The following is a 24,914-nucleotide window of genomic DNA, read 5'->3' as shown; positions in this document are numbered from 1 at the left end:
CTTCCAATTTTATTCTTAAACTGGTTTACTTGCTATATAACGAGCGTCAATCAAATCTTTTAGGTGTGTAAATTTTCATGTACACCTTATCTTTTAAAGACGCCACCCAAAGCAAAACACAACATCACATAACACAAAAGTTTGGAGTAAACGTGGCTACTAGTAATACAACCACAACACCCCGCGATACCTGGGGTTCGAAGTTAGGATTCGTAATGGCTGCAGCAGGTTCTGCTGTTGGCTTAGGTAACATTTGGAAATTCCCATACACAGCAGGCGAAAGTGGCGGCGGTGCATTCGTTGCAATTTACCTGTTTTTTGTAATCTTTATCGGTTTCAGTGTCATGCTGACTGAGTTTGCGATTGGCCGTCATACGCAGAGATCAGCAGTAGGTGCATTTAAATCAACTGACCGTCGCTGGACGTTCGCTGGTGTAATCGGCGTAGTAAGTGGCCTGCTAATCATGGGTTTCTACCCTGTAGTAGGTGGCTGGTCTATCGCATACATCGGTAAAATTGCTGGTGGTCTACTAGACGCACCTGAAGCAATTGGTGACAGCTTTGGTGGCTTTATCTCAAACCCAGTTCAACCACTTATGTGGATGGGCTTATACCTACTACTTAACGTTGTAATCGTTATGAAGGGTATTTCTGGAGGTATTGAGAAAGCGGGTAAGATTTTGATGCCACTTCTTTTCATCATCCTGATTGTAGTATCCATCAAAGGCATCATGCTTCCGGGCGCGATGGCTGGTCTAGAGTTCTTATTCAGCCCTGACTTCTCTAAAGTAGACAGCGGTGTAATCCTAGCTGCATTAGGTCAAGCATTCTTCTCACTATCTCTTGGTATGGGTTGTATGTTGACATACGGTTCTTACCTGAAGAAGAAAGAGAACCTAGTTCAAACTACAGCTATGGTTACAGCAATGGATACAGGCGTTGCTATCCTAGCTGGTGTTGCAATGTTCCCTGCAATGTTCGCATTCGGTATGGAGCCAGCAGCTGGTCCTGGTCTAGTATTCGTTGTTGTTCCTCAGCTATTCGCTGAAATGGGCGGCGTAGTTGGTCTTCTATTCGCTCTAATGTTCTTCGTTGGTCTAAGTGTTGCGGCACTAACATCTTCAGTATCTCTACTTGAAGTTGTGGTTTCTTACCTAATCGATGAGAAAGGCATGAAGCGTGTGACTGCGGTACTATCTGCAAGTGTAGTAATGGCGATTCTATGTATCTTCGCTTCTCTATCACTTGGTGGCTTCGGTCCTACACTGTTCGGTACTGGCGCATTCGATATCTTCGACCTACTAACTGATAAGATCTTCCTAGCAGTTGGCGGTATGTTGGTATGTATCTTCGCTGGTTGGAGACTAAACCGCGCTGACCTAGAGAAAGAGATCACTAACGACGGTGAAGTATCTTTCCCACTATTCGGTTTATGGTACACACTAGTTAAGTACATCATCCCAGTAGCTATCGCTATCGTTGCGTTTATGGGTATCTCTTCTGGCTTCGACAGCGGTAAAGGTGCAATCATGCTACTAGGTATTGGTATCATTGCTGGCTCTGCGGTAATCTCTAAGAAGCTATAGTTCTTAGAAACCATAATTCTTAGAAGCTACAATCGCGAGCTAAAGTAAATTAAGAAACGGGGGTCATTGGCTTCCGTTTTTTTATTTCTGAAATTTGATTTTCGACGAAAAATAAAATCTTGCATAGGGCGAGTTGCTTTGTGCGAATTACTTAAATCTAATCGAGCAAATACTAAGCACTAATTGGTACAGGTTGAAAAGAAGCCCAATGATTCAATGTTTATTGAATGAGTTGGGCTTTTTCGTAGCTGGAATCTGGATTCAGACACGGTATACTCCACGTTCTACAATGGAGCTAGCCTTTACATGTTCGATATTCTTCTGAACCACTCTGATTTTTTACTTATCAATAAGCATCCTGGAGTCAGCGTCCACAAAGACGATGGCGATACTATGTTACTTCAAGAAGTTGCTAAGGCAATCAATGAGCCTAAGCTGTATCTCGTTCATCGATTAGATAAAATGACCTCGGGCATTCTGCTGCTAGCAAAAAGTGCGTCGGCGGCGAGCGAGCTTTCACAGCTATTTGCAAAGCGTGAAGTAGAGAAATACTACCTTGCGCTCGGTTCTAAGAAGCCAAAGAAAAAGCAGGGGCTGATTTCTGGTGATATGGAGCGTTCAAGACGCTCTAGCTGGAAACTTCTGGCAACTAAAGAAAACCCGGCGATTACCCAATTTCTATCTGCAACAGCGGAACCCGGTGAACGTCTGCTGTTATGCAAACCCTATACAGGGCGAACTCACCAGATCCGTGTCGCGATGAAATCGATCGGCTCAGCCATTGTTGGTGACCCTATTTATAATCCATCGAGTGAGGCTGACAGAGGTTATCTGCACGCCTTCGCGATTCGATTTACTTATCAATCAGAAGCCTACGAATATGTCTGTGACCCAAGGAGCCTAGACTCTTTAGGCGAGAAGTGGCACCAAGAAACCGTATCTAGCGGTTTGGACGGTTGGCTTGAACCTTGGTCATTAAGTTGGCCAAAGCTAAACACTAAGTGAGTGAAATAATGGAAGCATCAGCTTTACCTCTGTTTTTTAGTCATATTGAACAGCAATTAAATGAAGTGCCAAACGAACTTCGCCGTATTTTCCACGGCCGCGGTAAGTTTTGGCCTGGTCTAGAGCAACTGACATGTGACTGGGTTGATGGACAGTTACTGGTTAACGTGTTTAAAGAGGTAGACGACGAATTCTTGTCATCTCTCAAAGCTGGATTGGTTGAACTCACCGACAAAGATATCTGGCAATCAAAGCAGGGCACAAGCATTGTTCTGCAACACCGCTATGCTGACGGTGCACCTTCGGAAGTACTGTGGGGTGAGCTTAACGACTCTCCAGTGGTTGTTGAGCATGGCCTTAAGTATCAGTTAGACATTGGTCGTAATCAGAACTTTGGTCTGTTCCTAGATATGCGTAATGGTCGTCAGTGGGTACAAGGTAATGCTAAGGATAAGAACGTTCTTAACCTGTTTGCATACACTTGTGGCTTCTCAGTAGCGGCTATCGCTGGTGGTGCCCGTCAATGCATGAACGTGGATATGTCACGTGGCTCACTGAACAAAGGCCGTGATAACCACCGTTTGAACGAACATGACATGCGCTCGGTGAATTTCCTTGGTTACGATATCTTTAAGTCGTGGGGCAAAATCAAGAAAGGCGGTCCTTATGAGTTGGTGATTATCGACCCACCTTCGTTCCAAAAAGGCAGTTTCGCCCTAACTAAAGACTACAAAAAGATCTTACGTCGTTTGCCAGAGCTTCTAACGGAAGGCGGTGAAGTGATTGCGTGTGTGAACTCACCTGCAGTGTCACCTAACTTCCTTATCGAGACGATGGCAGAAGAAGCGCCAAACGTTGAGTTTATTGAACGCTTAGATAACCCACCTGAGTTTGTGGATGTCGATCTTGATTCAAGTCTAAAGGTATTGAGATTTCAAATTAAAGCCTCTGCCGATGCTTAATTGAATTTCAGAATCAGCTAAAAAAACGCCGCCCATCTGAGCGGCGTTTTTGTTTATAAACTAATACTAGCTGGTTTGATTCTTGAGGGTCTGGAATCCAAAATAGATACGCATAAATGTGGTTAGCCAACACGCGGCACCAAAGGTGTAAGCGATAACCGCAAAGTGTTGAGGCCAAATACAGAAAGCAATGAAACAAGCGATGGTTTCTGTGCCTTCGGTTAGTCCAGACATGTAATACAGAGACTTATGTTTATAGACTGGGTTTTCAATGCCTCGCTTACCAGCCATAACCGCAAACGCTAAAAAGCTACTGCCTGTGCCGATAAAAGAGAAAATCAAAAATGCACCGGCAATGGCGTTGTGTTCTGGGTTGGCGATAACAAAGCCAAAGGGGATTAATGAGTAGAATAGGAAATCTAGGCTGATGTCTAGGAAACCGCCCGCATCACTAATGCCTTGGATTCGAGCCAAGGCTCCATCAAGCCCGTCGCAAACCCTGTTAAATACAATAAACCCTAACGCCCAATCGTATTGTTGAAATGCCAATGCTGGAAACGCTAAACATCCAACCAGAAACCCAAACAGGGTGGTTTGGTTGGCTGTGATGCCGAATCTATTAAGTAGTTTGGCTGATTGATTTAATGGCCACTTAATGACCTTAATAGAGTACTTATCCAACATGGTTACTTCTCCATGGCCAAGACAGAACTTTTGCCCCTTGAGGCACATCGGCTTGGTCGTGCGTCACCATTAATGTTGGAATATCCGCTTTAGTGAGTTGCTCAAATACCCAGTCGCGAAACTGAGCTCTGAGTTCTTGGTCGAGCTTACTAAAAGGCTCATCAAGCAACGCCAATTTCGGTTTCGCCAATAGCATACGAGTTAAGCTAATTCTCGCTCGCTGGCCGCCAGATATTTGGTCGGGAAATGACTCCGCCAAGCGGGTCAGTTCAATGTCTTTTAACGCTTCCATTGCTTGTTGTTGGCGATCTGACCCCTTAACCGAGTTTGGTAACGAAAAGGCCAAGTTCTCCCATACTTTTAGGTGTGGAAACAACAAGTCATCTTGAAACAGAATGCCGACTTCACGCTGATGTGATGGGAGCTCGTCTAGCTGAATATCGTTCAAAATAACGGTGCCAGAGTATGAGAACTCGTCATTCAGGTGACCCGCGATGGCATCTAACAAAGTCGATTTTCCGCAGCCGCTTGGCCCCATCAACGCCAATATTTGGCCTGATTCTAATGTTACGTTTAGCGCTGAAAACAGCGATTCGCCATCGGTTTTACGGATGGTGAGGTCGTTGAGGTACAGACTCATTACTTAGGAAACCTTTAAAAGTAAGACGGCGATATCTAAGTTGAAGTCGGCTGACTAATATCGCTAAAGAGAAAAAGAACAGAGGCAATAGGGCCTGCCAAAGGGCATAGATTGCTGTCACCCTGCGGTCGAAACCACTGGTTAGGGCAACGGCTTCGGTTGTGATCGTGTTAATGCGACCCGCACCGAGCATCAATGTTGGCAAATACTGAGCCAAACTCACGCTGATTCCGACCGCCCAAGCAAAGGCGATAGCAGGAAGCAAAATTGGCAGTTTGATTGAATACCAACTCTGAAATGGCGATTTACCCAAGCTCAGTGAAGCTTTTATCAGCCCATCGTTGAAGCTTTTCCATGGGCCGTCCAAAGACAAGTACACAAATGGAAAGGCGAAGAATACGTGTGCCCAAATCACCCAAAACTCGTAGGCGTTGCTGCCTATGTATAGGGTGGTCACTTGCATGCCAAACAATACTGAGAGTTGAGGTATCAACATGGGAATCGCGATAATAAAGCCCGGAACTTGCCACTTGTATTTGATTCGGTATTCGTGAGCAACCAGCGCAAGCAACAAAGCGACTGAAGCCGCAATCAGACCAATCCATAAGCTTTGACTAACGGTGCTCATGATGCCATCCCACTCGAACTCCCAGAAGCGCACGCTGTAGCGGCTCGGCAGTAAATCAGGGAAACGCCAGCGCTGAGCAACGCTCCAAATTGCCATTAAAGGAATGACCAGCAATGAAAGGCTAGCAAGGACAGTGAATATGGTTTTCCCCGGCAAGTTAGCCCCTGTTCTTCCTGAATACTGCCAAGTTCGAAAGTACTTAAGAATTGCCCATTCAACTAAACGCGCCAAGGCGATGATCAATGAAGCTAAGCCAAACAAAACGATAGCACCAGCAGCAGCTCGCGGGAGTAGATTAAGATCCGGATCGTTGAACCATTGCCATACTAAAACGGCAAAGGTCGGCGGGTTGGTTGGGCCAATGATCAGAGCAATATCGACAACCGACACGCTGTAGGCGAGTACCGCCAACATTGGGAATCGAAGCTTAGTAAACCATTGTGGGAAAATACATTTCCACCAGATCTGAGCACGACTATAACCCAGAGATGCACTGACCTTAGTGATACGCTCTACATCAATTTGCTGAAGTATCGATATGCTCATCAACAATAAGAAAGGGACTTCTTTAAGCGCCAACATGATGATGAGGCCGAATGCGTATGGGTCTTTGACCAACAAAGCTAATTCAGAACTCGTGGCCGATTCACCAAGTAAGTGATGTACGGCTCTTGCGCCAAGGCCTGTTGGGCTAAATAAAAACGCAAAGCCAATGGCGAAAGCCACATGTGGAATGGCAAGCATTGGCGATAGCGTTAACTCAATCTTTCTCCAAAATTGGTTTCCCCAAGAGGCTTGAAGAATACAAAAGGTCAGGAAGCAGGCAATATAGCTGCTTGCAATCGCTGAGCCTAGGCTTAAGCCAATAGAGTGCCAAGCCCCTTCCCATTGAAAGACTTGGCTAAAACCGTTGAGTGTTGGCTCATCTAAACCTAGGGGCGGGATGAAACTCAGTGATGAAGCCACGACTCCCGCTACCCCAGGAATGGTTGGGATAATGCACACAGCTATAACAACAAAATATAGAGCGCGTAGCATGGAGGTTAGTTACCGTATCGCTTAAGCCACTCTTTCTCGAGCGCGTTTTGCCAACTAGGATGCGGTTCATCAATCGATTTAAATTGCTGGGTGTTTTTAGCGCTGCCAGTGAGGTACTTGCTGCTCAGAACCGAAGGATCGCCCCAAACATTAAGGTCACCTTTGCGAGACTGTGCTTCTGGGCTCAGCAAGAAGTTAATGGTCACTTGAGCACCTGCGGTTGCATTGGCATTCCAAGGAATCGCAAGGAAGTGAATGTTAGATAGAGCGCCGCTATCTAGAGCATAAGCCTTAGTGGTTTCCACTAGGCGACCACTTGCTTGTGCTGAATAAACAGAGTTTGGATTAAACGTAATCGCGAGGTCGAGCTGTCCGTCATCCAGAAGTTGAATGCTTTCAGATGTACCTGCAGGAAATTGCTTTCCGCCTCGCCATGCCACTTTATGGAATTTATCTAAGTAAGCCCACAGTGGTTCCGTAACTTCTTGGAAGGTATCTTCTGAAACGGGTTTAGCAAGCGCAGGACTGTTGTTTGTTAGCTCAATCAGTAGAGACTTAATGAAGCTCGTACCATGAAACTCTGGTGGGCGCGGGTAGCTTAAGCGATTCGGGAAAGCCTGAGCGTAGCTCAACATCTCTGAAAACGATTGTGGCGGATTGTGCAGTGTTTCTTGGTCGTGGATGAAGACAAGTTGCCCAACGCCCCAAGGTGCTTCAAGGCCTTCTGTTGGTTCAGAGAAGTCGACATCAATCGGTAAAGATTTATCGACATACTGCCAGTTTGGAAGTGTTTGAGTGAATGGTCCAAACAACAAAGCGTTGTCTTTCATTGAGCGGAAGTTCTCGCCATTGATCCAAACGATATCAACACTGCCTTCAGTGTTCTTTCCTGCCGCCTTTTCTGCGAGTAAGCGAGTGGTAGTTTCTGCAATATCGGTTACTTTCACATGTTTTAAGGTAACACCGTACTCACTTTGTAATTTCTTGCCCGCCCACTGTAGGTAACGATTGATTTCTTGGCTACCGCCCCAAGCGTGAAAGTAGACAGTTTCTCCCTCTGCCTGCTGTTCTATTTGGTTCCAACTGTCGGTGGATGTTGCTTCATCAGCATAAGTGGTTGCGCTGTATGCAACGGTTGCCATGATTCCTAACGTACTTACTATCTTGTTCATAAACTTTTCCATTTGGTAGTGAACGGGCAAGAGCATTGTGTTTTCGAACGCCCTAATAGTTATTCTATCCGTTTCTCAAATAAATTCTAATTCAACAGTAAATTCAATCAATTACTTGAGAACAGGCAGGGAGTTCGCGGTTGAGTTTGTTCGATATGCGATCGTCTCGAAAGCTCGACAGACTTTAGGCTCTTACCATCCTAGCAATAGACCGATAAACCAGTGAATTTATTGCATCTAAATGAGAGATATTTGAGGTTTATTGGAGTTTGGTACGAAAAGTAGTCGATGAGTGTTAATTTTGAAGGTGTTGTGAGGGTAAGCAGGCAATAAAAAAGGAGCCATGAAGGCTCCTCTAATCAATATCTATTTCGAGAACGGATTAGTTTACCCAATCACGAATTGTGTACGTTAGCGTGTGTACATCGTTTTTCAGTACTAGCGTATCGTTTGTTAGGGTTACGTCGCTCCACTCGCTTAGAGTAGCAGAAACCGACTGTTCGATTTCCATCGCAGAGCCGTGACACATTTTCATTGTCATGCCCATTTGCTTGATACGGAATTGACCGTCTTTCAGCTCGCCTTGACCGAAGAAGTTGTTACAACCAGCCATGCCGTTTGCAGTCATCTTTTCGCCGATCTCTAGGCGAGGAGCTGCTTGGTCTTCGCTTTTCACAATGTCCTTGCCATCAATTTGCGCAAGTTCCCAATTATGGTGCTGTAGATCGGTTGGTGTTACTTGCATCGCGTTGTCACCTGTTGTTGTGCATGCTGCTAGCATCATAGGTAAAGCGGCTACTGCTAGTAATTTTTTTGAACTAAACTTCATATTATAAGGCTCCAAAGGAAAGAACGAAGTTACCGAATAAGTGTAACTTGATGGGTTCAAAGTATAGTTTACAAAACACTATATGTGTCAGTATAAGGTCATAGTTTAGTATGGATTTCATGAGCTAGGCGATAAATTAATCGCTTATTTTTGAGATAGTAAGCGTAATTTTGAATGTGTAAGGAGGCACGGTGGAGCAGTTAGAGTTTTTCCAAGTTCCAAGCCCTTGCGTTGGGGTTTGTTCAAGCGATGACAAAGGCTATTGCAATGGTTGTATGCGCAAGAGAGAAGAGCGCTTTAACTGGATGTCGATGACACCGTCAGAACAATTGCACGTGATAAAGCTGTGTCGTCAGCGCTATAGACGAAAAATAATGAAGCAAAAAAACTTGGTTGGTAAGTCGGTCGACGAAGAGGGAAATACAAGTCCCCAAAGAGATCTTTTTGGCTAAAGAGGATGTATTAAGATTTTATTTAACTCCGATGTAACTATTACTTTACATAATGGTTGGGGTGTAATATTAAGATAGGTACCTTTGTACCTGAAGGAGTGGTGTCGGTATGAATAAAAAGAACGTAAAACTCAAAAAAGAGCCAGTCAAAGCACTGGATCGTAAAACGATCGGGGCGAAAGATGACCCTGAAGAGGCTCCGCGTGATTGGCATTCGATGTCAGAAGAAGAACGAATGGAAATCCTTTCTCACCTTTCAGACATGCCTTTTCAATAACACCACTGGTTCTTCAGAGTCTTTCTTAAACCCCTGTTTTCTTAAATAAACAGCTTTCTGAAATAAACATATTATTAAACAAACATGTGATTCGCTTTCGTTACACCACGATGATACGTGCAAAATGTATCATCGGCTTCGGTGGTTTTACTATGGATCTTAATGTTTGTGATGACTTCAACAGCCCCTGCATCGTAGCAAGCTTGCTCTGCTTTTTTAACGATATCGAGTAATTGGTTGAGTTCACCTTTCATCGTGGTTTCCATTGCACCAACCTGGAACGGCACATCGGATGCTTTCACAACTTCAATGGCTTTATCAACCACTTCGAAGTTGTTGCCTTCTTTAACGCGAGGTATTACTTGGAAGGCAACCATCACTTCTTTTTCTCTTTTTAACTCAGACACTTTCTGCTTACTCTAGGATAGGGAATTGTTGCAGATGATAGGTTAATGCGGAGATAAATACTACAGCGGCTATGCTGGTTGGATTACTCTTATTGTTCTACTTATTACCCCAGTGGTCGCTTACCCAGCCACCTATGTGTTCATCAAAATGACTGCCACTGAACCTCTGGTTGCGTTCCACCGAGGTATCACAATCATCTTTATTATCTAATAGGGTTTGTATGTAGTTTGCCATCGGGTCATTGGAACGTTGACGATCTCGGCGGGTTGCCACTTCCTTAATCAGTTGTAATCGATATGTAGAGCTAGCACGTTTCATTTCAATGACCTCCTGTTGTAGACACTAATAGAAAAATCTAGTTGCCAGATATAGGGGCGTCAACGTGATTTGATAGTATTTTTTTGAGCAACCAAGAATCAATACGTTGGCATCGTAATTCACAAAAGTGTCATTTAAGTTGGCAGCTTTAGGGAAGTTTTTGGGTGTGGATTTATGTTTTGTTGCATATAAAAAAGCCCAGTGCAAACTGAGCTGACCATTCTATTTCTGATTGCTTAGAGCCATTCCTGGTTACTTTGAGCTATTTGTTTTGCTTTTAAACTGCTTAATGCTCTTCTTTTTGGCTGTTCTTCGATTGGCCATTTTGTCTTTTGGCGGACGCTTACGAGCTGTTGATTCTGATGCAGGTTTATCAGTTACAGGGAAACCTTCCAACGATTGCAACGGAAGTGGCTTATTAGTCAGAGTTCGAATCGCATTGAGGTGCTCGTTTTCACTGTGGCTAACCAGCGAGATAGCACAGCCTGCGCTTCCTGCTCTCGCCGTTCTTCCTACGCGATGTACATAAGTTGCTGAGTGAGAGGGCAATTCAAAGTTGATCACAACAGGTAGCTGATCAATATGGATGCCACGAGCCATCACATCGGTTGCGATAAGCACGCGAGTTTCACCATTTTTGAAACTCTCTAATGCCTGTATGCGCTCTTCCTGGCTCTTGTTGCCATGTAACGCACTTACGCTGATCTTGGCTTTGTTCAATCGCTTGGTTAATGCGTCTGCATTGTCTTTGGCGCCAATAAAAACCAACACTTGCGGCCATTGGTTTTGATTAAGTAGGGCAATCAGTGCTTGAGCCTTGTTGCCTTTGTTTACGAGATACAGTGTTTCTTCAATGGTTTCGACAACGCTGTTTTCTTGGTGAATCGTGATCTTCTCTGGGTTTGATAAAAGCGCTTCAGCCTGATTGACCAACTCTGGAGGAAGTGTCGCTGAGAATAGCAGTGACTGTCGTTTCGCTGGCAGAGCTTCGATGATCGCTTGAATATCAGGCCAAAAGCCCATGTCGATCAATCGGTCTGCTTCATCAAGAACCAATGACACACATTGAGTTAACTCTAATTCGTCACTTTTGATAACAGCCAGCAATCGGCCCGGTGTTGCGATAGCAAGCTGTGGCCCCGTTAATAATTGCTGTTGTTGGTCATCTGCGTTCACACCGCCAGTTAACGTAATCGTTTTGATATTAAGAGCAGTTGCGATGGGTTCTAAAGACTTAGCGACTTGAGACGCAAGTTCACGTGTTGGAACGATAACAAGTGCTTGCAGTTCATTTACATCATGATTGATGTTGTTCAGCAAAGGTAAGCCGAAGGCCAATGTTTTACCGCTACCCGTTTGAGCCAATGCAAGTACGTCTTTCCCCGTAATAATTGTAGGAATTACCGCTTGCTGTATCTCTGTCGGCTTATTGAATTGAGATGGGAGCGCGGACACGGTTTTTGCGTTAAGGGTTAGGCTATCAAATGACATAAATGAACCAAGTATCAAAAGGGATGTGGAGTCTAACAGGGCTGCAAATGTTAGAGAATCAGTTTTGTACGTTACACGATAAACGTATTGATTATACGCGCGAATTATATATGTTAGCCATACGTGATAATTAAGCGTTTGTCATATTGTAATGGCAATGAATGGACGTACAATGTCCGCCCTAAAAATGTTCATGAAATGAGATCGAAATGAGTTGGGACAGTATCTGGCTGTTTATTGTTATCGTGTTTTTTATTGCCATTATTCCGGGGCCTAATGCTTTATTGGTATTAAGCACAGCCTTAACTCAAAGGAAGCTGTTCGCATTTGTGAACGTGTTGGGCGTGTCATGTGGTTTCTTTTTTCATGCCTTTATCTCGGCCAACGGCATAAGTCTGTTACTGTCGAACACCCCCATGGCCTTTGAAGGGCTAAAATGGGCTGGGGTTTTGTATCTTGTCTGGCTTGGGTATAACCATTTTCGTGCGGCACTGCGCGCTCAAGAGGGCGTACTTTCTGTGGTAAGTGCATCGGGAAGTAAGTTATATAACCAATTTTTCAAAGGGCTCCTTACTAATCTTCTGAATCCTAAAATCGTCCTGTTTTATCTTTCTATATTTCCTCAATTTGTTTCAAAAAATGCGATTGTGGCAGACAGTCTCATGCTTGGTGGGATTCAGGCGTCAGTGGTATCGATGTGGTTCTTGGTTGTGATCTTAATGGCGGATACGTTTAAGCGCTTGTTGGTTCAAAAGCGAACCTCACAAATGATGAACATCGTTTGTGGTGTTCTATTCGTGGGCTTCAGCATCCAGTTGGCGTTGTTTCAGCTTTAGGGGGCGACGTGAAGAATTGGCTATTTAGCTATCGGTTCAGTTCTGATTTCCGTCTCAGTTCTCATTTTCTACTGAATGCTAAGCAATCCTTGTTTCTCTGTATAAATCTCTAAAGTATTATCCCGGTAAGTCGATATAATAATCAGCTATTAATTTGGTGAATGTGTTTGTTTGAAACCAATTGAAGCTAAAGTTTATTGCTTGACCGAATAACAGAGACAGGGAGTCATTAATGCGTGAAGATTCATTCACCCAGAAACGCAAATATTACCGCTTAAAGTACCCTCAAAAGGCACGCCCGGTGATGCGAATTAAGGATGAGCTTTTTCATGTCAGTGAAGTGTCTGAAAAAGGTGTACGCCTGATGATGCGCAACATCATTCCGGTTTATCGTGGCTTTTCAATGGCCGGCACCTTGAGGCTGCATGACAACAACAGTGTCGATATTAGTGGTGCTGTATTGAGACAAGAGGGCGATGAAGTGATCGTTCAGTTATCACAAGGCCCCAGCTTCAAAGATATGGTGTCTGAACAAAGGCATATTAGGCAAAGATACCCGGTATTTTTTGCAAGCCTGAGAGTGGCTTAAAAGCGGCTGACGTAAGTTCCTTAAGGCGCAAATAGCTTATTCTAAGCAGAGATTAAAAAGCCCAGCACTTTCATAAGTGCTGGGCTTTGTTATATTGACCAAACTAGATAGAGAGTCAAATAAAGAGCATGGCTAATCTATAGCTCGTCTACTGTTGCCCAAACTGCTGCTAGCATGTCGTGCCCAAATGCGGCACTACGCTCTGGCGACCAGCCGTAAAGTTCGTCAGCGTGGCTGATGTGATCTTTAAATGGCATCTCAACCGTGTAAGCCAAACACTTGAACTGCTCGCCAATCCAGTTTGTACCAACGGTCATGTTCGCTTTGCCTGGTTCGTCTTTGTCGTAACCAAACTCATCTTGGAACTCTGGCGTGATCGTCAGTAGCGCTTGCTTGAAGTGGTTCTCTAATTTAGCAATACGCTCATTGTATGAAGGTGTGCCTTCGCTACCAGCAACAAAGTTATATGGAATCGCTTCATCGCCGTGAATGTCTAGACATAGGTCAACGCCAGTTTCTAGCATGCGCTCACGTACAAGGAAAACCTCAGGGCTGCGTTCCATAGAAGGTGACTGCCATTCACGGTTTAGGTTAACGCCGATCGCGTTGGTGCGCAGGTGGCCACGGATGCTGCCATCTGGGTTCATGTTAGGCACAACACGGAATACAACGCTGTCTAATAGTGAACGACCCACTGTGTCTGTCTCATCGAGTAGACGTTGAAGTAGACCTTCGATCAACCATTCAGCCATAGTCTCGCCAGGGTGTTGGCGACCAATAACCCAGATATTTTTCTTCTCTTCACTTGGCTCGCCGATAGTTAGCAAAGTGATGTCGTTGTTGTCTAGCGTATGACCCAGAGTTTCAAGCTTACAAGCCGGGTGCGTTTGAGCACTGTGCAGAAGATCTTGATGACGATCATATGAGTACGGTGCGAAGTACGCGAAGTACATTGAATCGTGCTCTGGAATGATATCAAAGCTTAGTGTGTCGCCATCGAATTGAGATGGGATACGGAACCACTCTTCACGGTCATACGATGCAACCACATCGTAATCTTTCCAGCCTTCAGGGTATGCAGACGTTGCCAGTTGGCCGATTTCAAAGTGGTGTGCTTGTTGAGCATCGCTTTCTAAACGGAAGTGAAACCACTGAGAGATTTCAGTCTGGTTGTCTGCTGGGATAGTCAGTTGAATGTTTTGTGGTGAATCTGCTGAAACGACGTGAATGTTGCCGCTTTCGAAATTGCTGAAAATTTTCATTGTAGTTTTTATCTCGTAGTTGAGTTGCCGTAAGACTAGCACACTTTTTTTCGAGCAAACCACTAACTAAATCGTAATGAGATGTTATTTCAACTATCTACTTTTTAGTTGTCTATTTTGAACAATTACTTTCAATCTATCGGCGCTGGCAAGTCGTACACCCGCGACAGGCAGAACGTGTGTGGCGATCTAACTTGCTACGTTGCACCTTGCAATAAGCGTTTTTCAATGCCCTTCGTCCAGAAAACCAATCATCAGGTTTCGCAAGAATCAGATAACCATTAAATCGTTTAACGAGCTCGATTCTGTTTTGATCGATGAACTTGCTATCAAAGCCAATCTCAAAGTAATCAAGCGCTTGTTCGATGGCAGTGAAACTCGCTATTTTTTGTTGGAATTCTGTTTGGCTCATGGGAAGTAGGTTTCTGTTCTGGTGACAACTATTGTATCGAGTTTACGATTTGTTTTATTGATTTTAGTTATGACTTACCTGGGTTTGAATCGTGGGCTTTTTAAACTTGAAGTGATCTTTTTAACTCTTTGAGGATTATAGATAAAGTATTAAAAAACTAAGACAGGACAGAACCAATGAATCGAATCAATCCAAAGAAACTACTTCGCAGTAAATGGACGGCCGTTAGCCCTTTGAAGAAAGAAAAGCACTTTATGGTCACAGAAGTTGAATTTGATGAAGGGGAAGTAGTGCGCTGCATGATAGAGGCAGTAATGACTAAACGAGAAGAAAACATCAATTGGCGAGAGCTTACTGATAATCAAAATTGGCTCCCAGGCTGGAAGTAGGGCTAGAAGCCTGTTTGATTCTAATCTGTTGTTAATGGCGAACTGGCGTTTATCGGATACTCGACGCACGCCCTTGCCAGTATTTAAGGCCTTCTAACACACCCTCAGCGTGTGTTGCTCTACTCGTGTATACGTTGTCTCTATCCGATAGGTGAGCAACCTCAGGATAATGATTAGCGACCAATATCGAGTTTACGCCCTCAATGGTGAGCATCGAGGTGTCGTTAGCAGAATCACCCGCTACGCACACTTCCGCAACGCTCAAATCATGTTGTTTGAGCAGATGATGAATCGCGGTAGCCTTATTGACGCCCTTCGGGGTGATGTCCAGATACCAGTCGTGAGAGTAGGTGAGATGTACATCCAATCCGTGCGATTCCAAACTTGATTCGATCAACTCATGTTGAGGATCAGACAGTTTCCCTTCAAAAGTAATCTTGTAATCACCTTGATGGTTTTCGAAGCGCTCACCCATAAAATCAAGTGGTGCGAGAGCCGTCTCTACCTTTGATTTGTTCCAAGAAGCTTCCAGTTGGTTATGCCAAACATGGTCTGGTTTTTGGGAATGAACATGATGAATTTTCGTGCCCACATCGCTAATAATACTGTGTGGTTTCGGGTAGTTATCCGATTCTAAACCCACTCGAATCGAAGGTAATGTTCTTCCCGTCGCTATGATAAAGCGGATATCAGGTTGCTCTGTGAGGTAATCAAACAACTGGTTAACACCGTGAGATGAACCACCATCAAGCGTACCGTCAAAGTCACACACCAACATTTTTATCATTCGAATTCCTTGTCTTTTTCTCTATTTCGTCACGGGAAAATGTTTATTTCTTTTATAAAGAATGGCTCAGCAATGAGCACTCTACAAGTTGATGTCCAGCTTAGGTAATCACCAATTGAGAGTTTGCAGCAAGTATCACAGTTGGTGTGGTGTATTAAAATTCTTGGTTGAAAAAGTTGATTTAGACTCGCTGACTTTAGCCGGTTGACCTTTGGTGTTTAGGTAGAGATTGAGAGTAGATTTTAGCTTTGTTGCCGAATGAACTTTCGCCTCTGAAACGCCATGAAAGCTTAATAAATAGTTTGTATTCGAATTATTTGTGCACGAACTAATTGTGGGTTTTCTTGGTTCATCCAGCCTATTAATTGCTCTAATGTAAAATTAATATTCAATAATCTATGAGTAAGCAATACATAATATTGGTCGTATGTTTGTTTGATTTATTCTTTTAATTATCAATATCTTGTCGTGTATTGGCTTGTTTTTTGAACTTGGCGTTATTGGTGTGGTTTCTGGTTATCTCCTTTCTTTGCCGAACGAAGCTCCTTGATTTACACTTGTTAATTACTTAGAGTGCTAATCGTTTTTCGGGTTTAAATAACCATTTTTAAGTTTAAATAACTGAGGAAGGATTAGATTACATGGATCCCATACTGGAAGTTAAGGGACTGTACAAGGTGTTTGGTGAAGACACCGACCGTGCTTTTACAATGATTAATGAAGGCGCGAACAAAGATAAAGTTTTCGAAGAAACAGGTTTAACGATTGGCGTTAACGATGTTTCTCTTAGTATTCAAGAAGGCGAGATTTTCGTAATAATGGGACTGTCAGGATCTGGCAAATCAACCCTAGTACGCCTTCTTAATCGCTTGATTGAACCTACCAAAGGTAATGTGTTTCTTCGAGGCAAAGACATTGCCCACATCTCAGAAGATGAACTCCGCGAAGTCCGCCGCAACAACATCTCAATGGTTTTCCAAAACTTCGCATTGATGCCTCACATGACAGTAATTGAAAATGCCGCGTTTGGTCTTGAGCTAGCGGGTGTTGAAGTCGATAAGCGAAAACAGTCAGCATTCGAAGCGTTAGAGCGAGTAGGTCTTGGCGCGTATTCAGAATCTTACCCTGATGAATTGTCTGGCGGTATGAAGCAGCGTGTTGGTTTGGCTCGTGCTCTAGCTTGCGACCCTGATATTCTGTTAATGGACGAAGCCTTTTCTGCACTCGATCCTTTGATTCGTACTGAAATGCAAGATGAGCTTATTCGCCTGCAAAATGACGATAAACGAACCATTGTTTTCATCTCGCATGATTTGGATGAAGCGATGCGTATCGGTGACCGAATTGCAATTATGCAAAATGGCGAAGTGGTTCAAGTAGGTACTCCAGACGATATTCTTAATAACCCAGCTAACGATTATGTCGAAGCTTTTTTCCGTGGTGTAAACGTAGCAAGCGTGCTTACTGTGAAAGACATTGCGCGTAAGAAGCCAGCTGCGGTATTTAAAAAATCAGAACACGATGGCCCAGCGTCCGCTCTACAAATTTTGATGGATAACGACCGCGAATACGGCATCGTAGTTGAGAAGACCAGTCGTTACTCCGGCATCGTCTCTATTGATTCCCTTCGTAAAGCCCATAAAGAAAACAAATCACTCGTCAGCGCGCAGCTCGATGATGGTTTAACGCTGAACCCTGATTTACCAATCAATGATGTGCTTGGCCTTGTTGGCGGTGTGCCTTATTCCGTTCCTGTTGTGGACGAGCAAGGTAATTACTTTGGCGTTGTGACTAAGTCACGACTGCTACAAACATTAGATAAGGGGGATAGATCATGTCGTCTGAACAAACAAATAATGACCCATGGTCACAGTCTACTCCTGCCGCTCAACCTGCAAGTGATCCTTGGGGCCAAGCCGCTGATACTTCACCATCTGCAGATTGGCTAAGCAGCGAAACCGTCGAAACGACACCTTTTGATCCACTTAACCCATTTGCAGAAGCAGTTCTGCCTGTTGATACTTGGGTTGAGTCTGGATTAAATTGGTTAGTTGAACACGGACGTCCGTTATTTCAAGCAATACGTGTGCCTATCGATTTCATCCTAAGTTCATTTGAAACGGCGTTGGTGTCTACACCAGCTCCGTTTATGTTGATCATCTTGTTTCTCGTCGCATGGCAGTTTTCAAATCTGAAGCTTGGCGTGGCTACCGCAGTATCGTTGACGTTCATTGGCTTGATTGGCGCTTGGTCTGAAGCGATGACCACACTTTCACTGGTTATGACGTCGGTCTTCTTCTGCCTGTTGATTGGTTTACCCATGGGGATATGGCTCGCGCGTAGTAATACTGCGGCTAAATTCGTACGCCCAATTCTCGACGCCATGCAAACGACGCCAGCCTTCGTTTATCTTGTACCCATCGTAATGTTGTTTGGTATCGGTAACGTTCCGGGTGTGGTGGTGACCATCATATTCGCACTTCCTCCTGTTGTACGTTTGACTATCTTGGGTATTCAGCAAGTACCGGAAGAGTTGATCGAAGCGGGTCACTCATTCGGTGCAAGCAAAAAGCAGATGCTTTACCGAATTCAACTACCACTTGCACTGCCAACCATCATGGCGGGCGTGAACCAAACACTGATGTTGTCGCTATCGATGGTGGTTATCGCATCAATGATCGCGGTAGGTGGATTAGGTCAAATGGTACTGAGAGGTATTGGCCGACTGGATATGGGATTGGCCGCTGTTGGTGGCCTAGGCATTGTTATTCTCGCAATCCTACTTGACCGCATTACCCAAGTTCTTGGAGTAAATGCAGGTAATACAAAATTACGCTGGTACCACATGGGCCCTGTTTCTCTTGTGCTCAATGCGATAAATCGCGGTAACAAATCAGAACTACAACTAAGGAAAAACACCAATGAATAATTCATGGAAGAGCAAACTAGCCGTTAGCATCGTTTCGACACTGGCTGTATCAACGAACGTGTGGGCAGCAAGCTTGCCAGGTGAAGGTGTATCAGTTCAGCCAGTTCAATCGTCTGTTGCGGAAGAAACATTCCAAACGTTGATTGTTAACCGCGCTCTTGAAGAGCTTGGCTACGACGTGAAATCTACGCAAGAAGTGGATTACAATGTAGGTTACACCTCTATCGCAAAAGGTGACGCGACGTTCCTAACGGTAGGTTGGTTCCCGCTTCATGCTGATAAATACAAAATGGCGGGCGGCGATGACAAATTCTACCGCGAAGGCCAATATGTAAGTGGTGCCGCTCAAGGTTACCTAATCGATAAGAAAACGGCAGAAAAGTACAACATCACTAATATTGGTCAATTGACTGATCCAAAAATCGCCAAGCTGTTTGACGCAGACGGTGATGGCAAAGCAGACCTAACAGGCTGTAACCCAGGTTGGGGCTGTGAAATGGTTATCGAACACCAACTATCGGCATTCAAGCTGGACGATACGGTAACTCATAATCAAGGTAACTATGCGGCGATCATTGCCGACACAATTTCACGTTACCAGAAAGGTGAATCAATCCTTTACTACACGTGGACACCTTATTGGGTGAGTGGCGTATTGGCGCCTAACGAAGATGTAGTATGGCTAGAAGTTCCGTTCTCTTCACTACCAGGTGAGCGTGCGAATGTTGATACTACTTTGTCTAATGGTAAAAACTACGGCTTCGAAATGAACTCAATGCGCATTATTGCGAACAAAGAGTTTGCTAAGAACAACCCATCAGCGGCTAAACTTTTCGAAATCATCAAACTTAACATCAATGATGTAAGTGCTCAGAACATGATGATGAGCAAAGGTAAAAACAGCTCTGCGGATATCGAAGCGCACGTAAACGGTTGGATCAAAGCGAACCAAAGTACGTTCGATGGTTGGATTACAGAAGCGAAGAAAGCAGCGCTGTAACTTTGACTTGTATTTGCTCTGTATTACAAGACATTTTGATTTGAAATGATGAGCGTGTTGAGTGATTGTGTAGAGTCACTCAATCACCTTCAAATCAAGTGAAATGGCGACAGAGTGAACATTAAAAAAGCCAGCAGTCTTATTTGGACTGCTGGCTTTTTGCTTTCTGTTTTACTCTTGAGCTTCTAGCGTTCGCCTTGAACTTCAAAGTAGTCGCTTACTAGGCGAGCATGGCCATCGCCTTCCAAAGCCCAGTGCTCACGGTGCACGACACCGAATGCCTTGTTCATCGTCCAGCTTGCAGTCAGGATGTAGCCGCCTTCTGGGTGTTCTGCCCACGTCACGTCTGTGTAATCAACGTCTTTGAAGCCTTGGTCAATAATATTCTGCCAAAATGCTTGAATCGCTTCACGACCTTCAAAAACACCAAACGGACGCGCTTCCATCACACATACTTCAGTGTATTGAGCTGCACACTCTTTGGCATCTTGGCTGTTGAATGCTTTCTGCCATGCGTCAATGCCTTGCTTGCATGCTTCTAATATTTGGTTGTTTAACATTATTCTCTCCATAACAGTCTTCTTTCAAACACTGTGTTTTGATTTGGGTATCTTGATAAGTTGGATTCAGTTTAGTTCTATAAATTGAATGGAAAAACAGAGATAATAAAAAAGACTGTATGTAAAAAGAGAACAATTAAATGAATAAGCTAAAGCAGATGTCTATTTTCGCTCATATTGTAGAGCAGGGTTCAGTATCAGCGGCGGCTGAAAAGCTTGAACTATCTAAGTCTGTCGTCAGCCAGCACCTTAAAATACTGGAACAAGAGTTAGGCGCCTCACTTCTTAAACGAACAACGCGGAGACAGATCCTGACCAGTATGGGGGAGCGTTTTTATCTAAGCTGTAAAGACATCAACGTGATCGCTGACTCTGCTTGGGATATGGCGAAAGCAGAATTAGAAGAGCCACAAGGTCGGATTAGAATCACGGCTCCGAATGCGTTAATGGATTTGTTGGTCGCGCCTGTTATTGCAGAGCTAATGAAGCAATACCCAAAGCTAAAACCAGAACTGATCAGTGATGATCAGCACTTAGATTTCATGGAACATGATATTGATCTCGCAGTTCGAGTAGGCAGCTCCCGTGACAGTAACCTTAAGCAGAAGCGCTTAGGCGAGTTCAAAGATGTGTTGTGTGGTGTTGAAGGTATGCAAGATAGAGAGCTTGAATCTATCCCTTACATCGCAAATTCTTGGCAGGGGAAACAGGTGACTCATCACTTTAGTTCTCAAAATGAACAAGACTTTGTCTACCAACAGCAAGCCAGCTGTACCACCAACTCTTTTCACAGTTGCCTTGCCTTAATCAAATCAGGCGTTGGTATTGGTGTAATACCAGATTTCTACCTTCATCAGCTATCCGATGAGGTGGTCGATGTCATACCGAACTTTCAATTGCCAACTAACACGGTCTATGCGTTAACCCCATTCGCTGCAAACACACCGATCGCCATTAAACTATGTGTTCAAGCATTGGAAGAGAAGCTAAGGCAAACTTTGTATAAAACAGCTGTTCAATTGAATTCTGATGCTCAATAGTCAATTTTATATTACGGACATCGAGGTTTAGGTCATTTGGTAGGTTGTTGATCGCCAGAGTAACGCCATCAAAAAAATGAATGAAGAAGTACTTATATAAAGCTAATTACATTTGGCTTAACGGCTCTTTATATGGACATAGCGGGTAGATGGCAATTACACAGGTACAATCGGCATGAACTGTTCCAAATTAGGCAAACAATACCACTCTATGAATGAACGGGTAGTTGAGGTTCATTTTAAGTAAATTTTTTGAAGAGTCCGTTTTGTTTAACATCTTTGAATATGTTCGAGATATTAAACACGGACTTTTCTTGAAACCATATTTGATTGGTGTTCCATATAAATCCTTCAATTCCGTGAACGAAATAATGCTGTTCCTATTACTTAATGGTCGTGATGAAGGTGATGAATTTGTCGACCAGTGATGGATTAAACTGCCCCTCCGATCTCTCATTAAACAGAATACGTAGTGCTTTATCAGTAGGCATGCCAGTACGGTAAGCTCTTGTTGATGTCATAGCATCCCATGTGTCGATAAGAGCAAGAACCTGTCCAATCAGAGGTGTTTCTTCTCCTTTCAATCTTAGAGGGTAACCATTCCCATCCCATCGTTCATGATGCAGTGCACCCAAAATAGAAGCAAGTTCTAACTCAGAAACGTGCTTACTCATAATGTAAGATTCTTCAACATGCTTGTTCATTAGTTGACGCTCTATCGGTGTCAGCTTCCCATTCTTATGAAGTATGTTGCCGGGCGTTTTTAACTTGCCTAAGTCGTGAACAAGGGCAGAGTCGAAAATTAACTCTAGCTGCTCTGCATCAAATCCTAAGTACAGACCAAATGAATAAGAGAGCAGGCAGACCCTTAATGTATGTTCATAAGTTTCGATCGAATGATGGCGCATTGGTTGTAACAACCTAAGTGCATCGAGTGAATGTTGGTGTTGTAGCGCAAGTGTGTACACATGGTCAATCTTGGTTTGGTTCATAGATGTTTGCCGTGTCAATGTGAATGAGTCGGGCAGTATGGAGAGGATGAGTGGAGGAGTTAACTTAATGTGATTGAATATTTATTAAACACTCTTTCTCAAATTTCATACCGAGGTTTAGAAAAATTTAGAAGTTTGAAAGGTGATAAAATTTGCATTAATAGCTTTAATTATCAATGGTTTAATTTTTAATAATGAATCATAGTTATTTAATGGAGTAGAAGTGACACAAAGTTCATAATGCAGATCTACTTCATTAATCAGAGTGCTTTTAATGTGTCAATTCAACAGTGATTTTTTGAAACGGAATTCAACACTAAATGTGTTTAGCTCAGTCAGTTTAGCAGTCTTGCTAGTAGGCTGTGGTGGTGAATCTAATTCTGGTGGAGAACAAGTCGTTATTGAATCACCAACTGGAACTGCCTCAATTTCTGCGCAAAATATTCAAGATAACTCACTAGTAGAACAAAGCTTCACTATTGATCTTACTGAGCATGTTCATACGTCGAACAACCAAGATTTTGTTGTAACCAATGCTCGCTCTCTATCTGATGATACGTGCCAAGTTCAAGGTATTAGTGAAGGTAGTTTTAATGTCTATTCGTCTGATGTTAACGACTGCTTGTTCGCGTATGAAGTAACGACTGAAACCAGCACTTCAATGACAACTGCATATGCACGAGTTGCTATGGGGCAGAATTACTCGTCTACCATACTTCCTCGTATTACAGTTTCAACCTTCGAATCACAGATGGTGGTGGTTGATCTAGAGAGGGAGCTAGGTTCATCGTTACCGAGTGATGACTTTGTACTGCAAGACAGTGTTATCAGCCTAGGCTCAGGTATCGCTCGTGTATCTGGCGAGCATCAGATTGAATTCACGCCAACCGCCAAAGGTCAAACTGAGGTGTATTACAGCTACCAAAACGGTGAGTCTATTCAACAAGGCTCACTGTCGATTGCGACTTCAGAGGTTACTTATAATACCGCACCCACAGCGGAAGATTTCGCCTTTAGTGAGTTAGTATTATTGGGTGAAAACATTGTGGTGGATGTAACTGATTATATATCAGATGTAGACCTAGACGACGTACAACTCGTTGGTGTACAGGATTTCAACTCAACAACATCACTCTACGATCCTGCCAATGTCACCAACACAAAGTTTGAGTTTTCGTCTACCCAACCAGGACCGCACGATGTGGCATATACAGTTAGTGATCACATGGGTGGGTATACAACAGCAGTAGCTCGAATTGAAGTCGAGCCGGATTTCTCCTTGATTCAGGATTGGGAAGATATCGTTACTTACGACCCAGTTATTGATTCGGATATTCGTTTCTTTGCGCCAATGACAAAAGTGTATGCAGACTACGTGAATGCATCTTATACGGGAACATATACAGAGGACGGAACACAAGGTTTGAAAGACGCTGAAATCGTGACTCAAACACTGAGCCAAGCGCGTCAATATTGCAAAGTCCGCGGCGGTCGTCTGCCTTTACAGCGAGAACTTGAAACGCTCATTATTAACGAAACCAGTGCATTCACCAACCATAATTGGCCTACAAGTAAGAAGTATTGGACAGCAGAAAATGTTAGTGAAACCAACGCTGCCACTGTTCATTTGAATGATGGCTCAATTGGCAATCAATCAAAAACGGTTGCTATATACACGACATGTGTTGATTTGAGTAACCCGAGTGTGAGCGATTTTTCTGTTGCCCCTCAATTAATATCAGCTTCAGGAAATGAGTATAGATATCAAATAGACGTAGTACATCCTGATGGCGACGTTGGTGCTTTTCAAGACATTAATTTGGAAGCTTTGAACGGAAATGGGGTGTTTGATTCGGGAGAGTTTTCAGAAACACTAACGGTCAATGAAACCGGAACGACAGAGATGAGTTACTACGATACGGCGTTTAATAAGTCGGTTATTGCGTTAGGCGTGAGTTCTGTGACCGAGTTATACCCCTTTATTCCAGATGAAGAAGCTTCAGCGCTTGAAACAACAGACCCAACTAAATGGAACCATGTTGATATCCGTTATGGTTTATCAATACCTCAAATAAGTGGAAATGGTATTCCCATTTTGTTCTCGTATGATTCTCCTGATGGAATGGGAAGCAGTTCTGTTTATAAAGAGAGTTTTCAGGGCAATGACTTTGTTATGTCGCTACACATTAAAAATAAGGGAAATAGAACTCATGGTGCTGCCTCTTTTTTCATAGAACAACAAGGTAATTTACCTGATTCAAGTTGGTATGACGTGACAAGAGCACAACCAGGAGCGCCACTGACGGACGATACTTTTAATATTGTCACTCATTTTTTCCTAAATGAATTCAATTTTTATTCGGGTTACAACAATTTTGTCGGTGAAGCAAATGCAAAAGTTCAAGAGACCGACATATATTTGTGGTTCCAGAAAAAAGGAAATCAACTCTATCACTATTCATCGTCAACAGAAACTAGACCTGAAAAGCCTGATTTTATTGTTCCCTTTAATTGGGGGGCGATTGACCCCTCACAACCATTTTGGGTGGGGACTGGTGGCTCAACTAATTATGAAGATGTTGAAGCTTATGTTGTAACCGCTAACTTTTCTGCATACCTATAGGAGTG

The 24,914-nt window shown here is 43.5% G+C and carries 25 protein-coding genes and 1 pseudogene; 13 read left to right on the top strand and 13 right to left on the bottom strand.

All coding sequences use genetic code 11. From position 1 onward, the window contains the following. Positions 1-152: 152 nt before the first annotated feature. From AB8613_RS02635 to AB8613_RS02625, 3 genes are all read left to right on the top strand, one after another. A complete protein-coding gene (locus AB8613_RS02635) occupies positions 153-1,586 on the top strand; it encodes a sodium-dependent transporter (protein ID WP_080967341.1) in 1,434 nt (477 codons plus the stop codon). A gap of 306 nt (positions 1,587-1,892) precedes the next feature. Further along, a complete protein-coding gene (locus AB8613_RS02630) occupies positions 1,893-2,591 on the top strand; it encodes a TIGR01621 family pseudouridine synthase (RefSeq protein WP_146491880.1) in 699 nt (232 codons plus the stop codon). A gap of 8 nt (positions 2,592-2,599) precedes the next feature. Further along, a complete protein-coding gene (locus AB8613_RS02625) occupies positions 2,600-3,553 on the top strand; it encodes a class I SAM-dependent methyltransferase (protein WP_372384400.1) in 954 nt (317 codons plus the stop codon). 66 nt (positions 3,554-3,619) lie between these two features. Here the strand turns inward: AB8613_RS02625 and AB8613_RS02620 are convergent, their stop codons facing one another. From AB8613_RS02620 to AB8613_RS02600, 5 genes are all read right to left on the bottom strand, one after another. Continuing rightward, complete coding sequence (locus AB8613_RS02620) at positions 3,620-4,237, bottom strand: CDP-alcohol phosphatidyltransferase family protein (protein ID WP_372384399.1); 618 nt, start codon at positions 4,235-4,237, stop codon at positions 3,620-3,622. After that, positions 4,227-4,877, bottom strand: coding sequence for an ATP-binding cassette domain-containing protein (locus tag AB8613_RS02615; RefSeq protein WP_146491883.1), 651 nt, complete (start codon positions 4,875-4,877; stop codon positions 4,227-4,229). The genes AB8613_RS02620 and AB8613_RS02615 overlap by 11 nt, the downstream gene beginning before the upstream one ends. Further along, positions 4,843-6,543, bottom strand: coding sequence for an ABC transporter permease (locus AB8613_RS02610; RefSeq protein ID WP_372384398.1), 1,701 nt, complete (start codon positions 6,541-6,543; stop codon positions 4,843-4,845). The genes AB8613_RS02615 and AB8613_RS02610 overlap by 35 nt, the downstream gene beginning before the upstream one ends. A gap of 5 nt (positions 6,544-6,548) precedes the next feature. Beyond that, positions 6,549-7,715, bottom strand: coding sequence for an ABC transporter substrate-binding protein (locus tag AB8613_RS02605; protein ID WP_372384396.1), 1,167 nt, complete (start codon positions 7,713-7,715; stop codon positions 6,549-6,551). A 382-nt stretch (positions 7,716-8,097) separates the two neighbouring features. Continuing rightward, positions 8,098-8,544, bottom strand: a complete 447-nt coding sequence (locus AB8613_RS02600; RefSeq protein WP_004734625.1) for an META domain-containing protein — start codon at positions 8,542-8,544, stop codon at positions 8,098-8,100. Positions 8,545-8,735: 191 nt separating this feature from the next. On the opposite strand from AB8613_RS02600, the gene AB8613_RS02595 reads away from it, so the two are divergent. After that, complete coding sequence (locus tag AB8613_RS02595; protein WP_032545919.1) at positions 8,736-8,996, top strand: DUF1289 domain-containing protein; 261 nt, start codon at positions 8,736-8,738, stop codon at positions 8,994-8,996. Between the two features lie 109 nt (positions 8,997-9,105). Continuing rightward, positions 9,106-9,273: a hypothetical protein gene (locus tag AB8613_RS02590; RefSeq protein WP_186728085.1), complete on the top strand. Its 168-nt coding sequence runs from the start codon at positions 9,106-9,108 to the stop codon at positions 9,271-9,273. Positions 9,274-9,347: 74 nt separating this feature from the next. On the opposite strand, the gene AB8613_RS02585 is transcribed toward AB8613_RS02590, so the two are convergent. The 3 genes from AB8613_RS02585 to AB8613_RS02575 all read right to left on the bottom strand — a co-directional run bounded on the left by AB8613_RS02585 (position 9,348) and on the right by AB8613_RS02575 (position 11,490). Beyond that, entirely contained in the window at positions 9,348-9,650 is a 303-nt protein-coding gene (locus tag AB8613_RS02585) for a thiamine-binding protein (protein ID WP_061018985.1), read from the bottom strand. Between the two features lie 127 nt (positions 9,651-9,777). Beyond that, on the bottom strand, positions 9,778-9,999 hold the full coding sequence (locus AB8613_RS02580; RefSeq protein ID WP_146491886.1) for a hypothetical protein: 222 nt from the start codon (positions 9,997-9,999) through the stop codon (positions 9,778-9,780). A 252-nt stretch (positions 10,000-10,251) separates the two neighbouring features. Beyond that, the gene (locus AB8613_RS02575; protein WP_372384395.1) at positions 10,252-11,490 is read right to left on the bottom strand and encodes a DEAD/DEAH box helicase; all 1,239 of its coding nucleotides are present in this window, start codon (positions 11,488-11,490) and stop codon (positions 10,252-10,254) included. Between the two features lie 209 nt (positions 11,491-11,699). Here AB8613_RS02575 and AB8613_RS02570 point away from each other — a divergent pair, with 209 nt between their 5' ends. Further along, positions 11,700-12,326 (top strand): LysE family translocator, encoded by a 627-nt coding sequence (locus AB8613_RS02570; RefSeq protein ID WP_372384393.1) that lies wholly within the window; start codon positions 11,700-11,702, stop codon positions 12,324-12,326. A gap of 232 nt (positions 12,327-12,558) precedes the next feature. Beyond that, positions 12,559-12,915, top strand: a complete 357-nt coding sequence (locus AB8613_RS02565; protein WP_048658352.1) for a hypothetical protein — start codon at positions 12,559-12,561, stop codon at positions 12,913-12,915. A gap of 137 nt (positions 12,916-13,052) precedes the next feature. Here AB8613_RS02565 and AB8613_RS02560 read toward each other — a convergent pair whose 3' ends face one another. Both AB8613_RS02560 and AB8613_RS02555 read right to left on the bottom strand, forming a co-directional pair. Further along, positions 13,053-14,177: a M14-type cytosolic carboxypeptidase gene (locus tag AB8613_RS02560; RefSeq protein WP_372384391.1), complete on the bottom strand. Its 1,125-nt coding sequence runs from the start codon at positions 14,175-14,177 to the stop codon at positions 13,053-13,055. Between the two features lie 136 nt (positions 14,178-14,313). Beyond that, a complete protein-coding gene (locus tag AB8613_RS02555; RefSeq protein WP_327783991.1) occupies positions 14,314-14,589 on the bottom strand; it encodes a nitrogenase-stabilizing/protective protein NifW in 276 nt (91 codons plus the stop codon). Between the two features lie 176 nt (positions 14,590-14,765). Between AB8613_RS02555 and AB8613_RS02550 the strand changes: the two genes are divergently transcribed. Next, on the top strand, positions 14,766-14,978 hold the full coding sequence (locus AB8613_RS02550) for a TIGR02450 family Trp-rich protein (RefSeq protein ID WP_017065368.1): 213 nt from the start codon (positions 14,766-14,768) through the stop codon (positions 14,976-14,978). Between the two features lie 49 nt (positions 14,979-15,027). Here AB8613_RS02550 and AB8613_RS02545 read toward each other — a convergent pair whose 3' ends face one another. Further along, entirely contained in the window at positions 15,028-15,765 is a 738-nt protein-coding gene (locus AB8613_RS02545) for an HAD-IIB family hydrolase (RefSeq protein ID WP_146491891.1), read from the bottom strand. Positions 15,766-16,406: 641 nt separating this feature from the next. On the opposite strand from AB8613_RS02545, the pseudogene proV reads away from it, so the two are divergent. The 3 genes and pseudogenes from proV to proX form a co-directional block, all read left to right on the top strand. Next, positions 16,407-17,591: pseudogene (proV, locus tag AB8613_RS02540) on the top strand (glycine betaine/L-proline ABC transporter ATP-binding protein ProV); the annotation flags it as partial. 8 nt (positions 17,592-17,599) lie between these two features. Continuing rightward, a complete protein-coding gene (gene proW / locus AB8613_RS02535; RefSeq protein ID WP_372384390.1) occupies positions 17,600-18,694 on the top strand; it encodes a glycine betaine/L-proline ABC transporter permease ProW in 1,095 nt (364 codons plus the stop codon). Then, the gene (proX, locus tag AB8613_RS02530; protein WP_372384389.1) at positions 18,687-19,694 is read left to right on the top strand and encodes a glycine betaine/L-proline ABC transporter substrate-binding protein ProX; all 1,008 of its coding nucleotides are present in this window, start codon (positions 18,687-18,689) and stop codon (positions 19,692-19,694) included. The genes proW and proX overlap by 8 nt, the downstream gene beginning before the upstream one ends. Positions 19,695-19,879: 185 nt before the next feature. On the opposite strand, the gene AB8613_RS02525 is transcribed toward proX, so the two are convergent. Next, complete coding sequence (locus AB8613_RS02525) at positions 19,880-20,254, bottom strand: nuclear transport factor 2 family protein (protein WP_010440397.1); 375 nt, start codon at positions 20,252-20,254, stop codon at positions 19,880-19,882. A 140-nt stretch (positions 20,255-20,394) separates the two neighbouring features. Between AB8613_RS02525 and AB8613_RS02520 the strand changes: the two genes are divergently transcribed. Further along, entirely contained in the window at positions 20,395-21,294 is a 900-nt protein-coding gene (locus AB8613_RS02520; RefSeq protein WP_372384388.1) for a LysR family transcriptional regulator, read from the top strand. A 383-nt stretch (positions 21,295-21,677) separates the two neighbouring features. On the opposite strand, the gene AB8613_RS02515 is transcribed toward AB8613_RS02520, so the two are convergent. Next, complete coding sequence (locus AB8613_RS02515; protein WP_016788927.1) at positions 21,678-22,286, bottom strand: HD-GYP domain-containing protein; 609 nt, start codon at positions 22,284-22,286, stop codon at positions 21,678-21,680. A gap of 298 nt (positions 22,287-22,584) precedes the next feature. On the opposite strand from AB8613_RS02515, the gene AB8613_RS02510 reads away from it, so the two are divergent. Beyond that, a complete protein-coding gene (locus tag AB8613_RS02510; RefSeq protein WP_241911083.1) occupies positions 22,585-24,909 on the top strand; it encodes a hypothetical protein in 2,325 nt (774 codons plus the stop codon). The last annotated feature ends 5 nt before the right edge of the window (positions 24,910-24,914 follow it).

The organism is Vibrio sp. BS-M-Sm-2, from assembly GCF_041504345.1.
In the GTDB taxonomy this organism is placed as follows: domain Bacteria; phylum Pseudomonadota; class Gammaproteobacteria; order Enterobacterales; family Vibrionaceae; genus Vibrio; species Vibrio satsumensis.
This window is presented reverse-complemented; position numbering and strand designations above follow the sequence as displayed.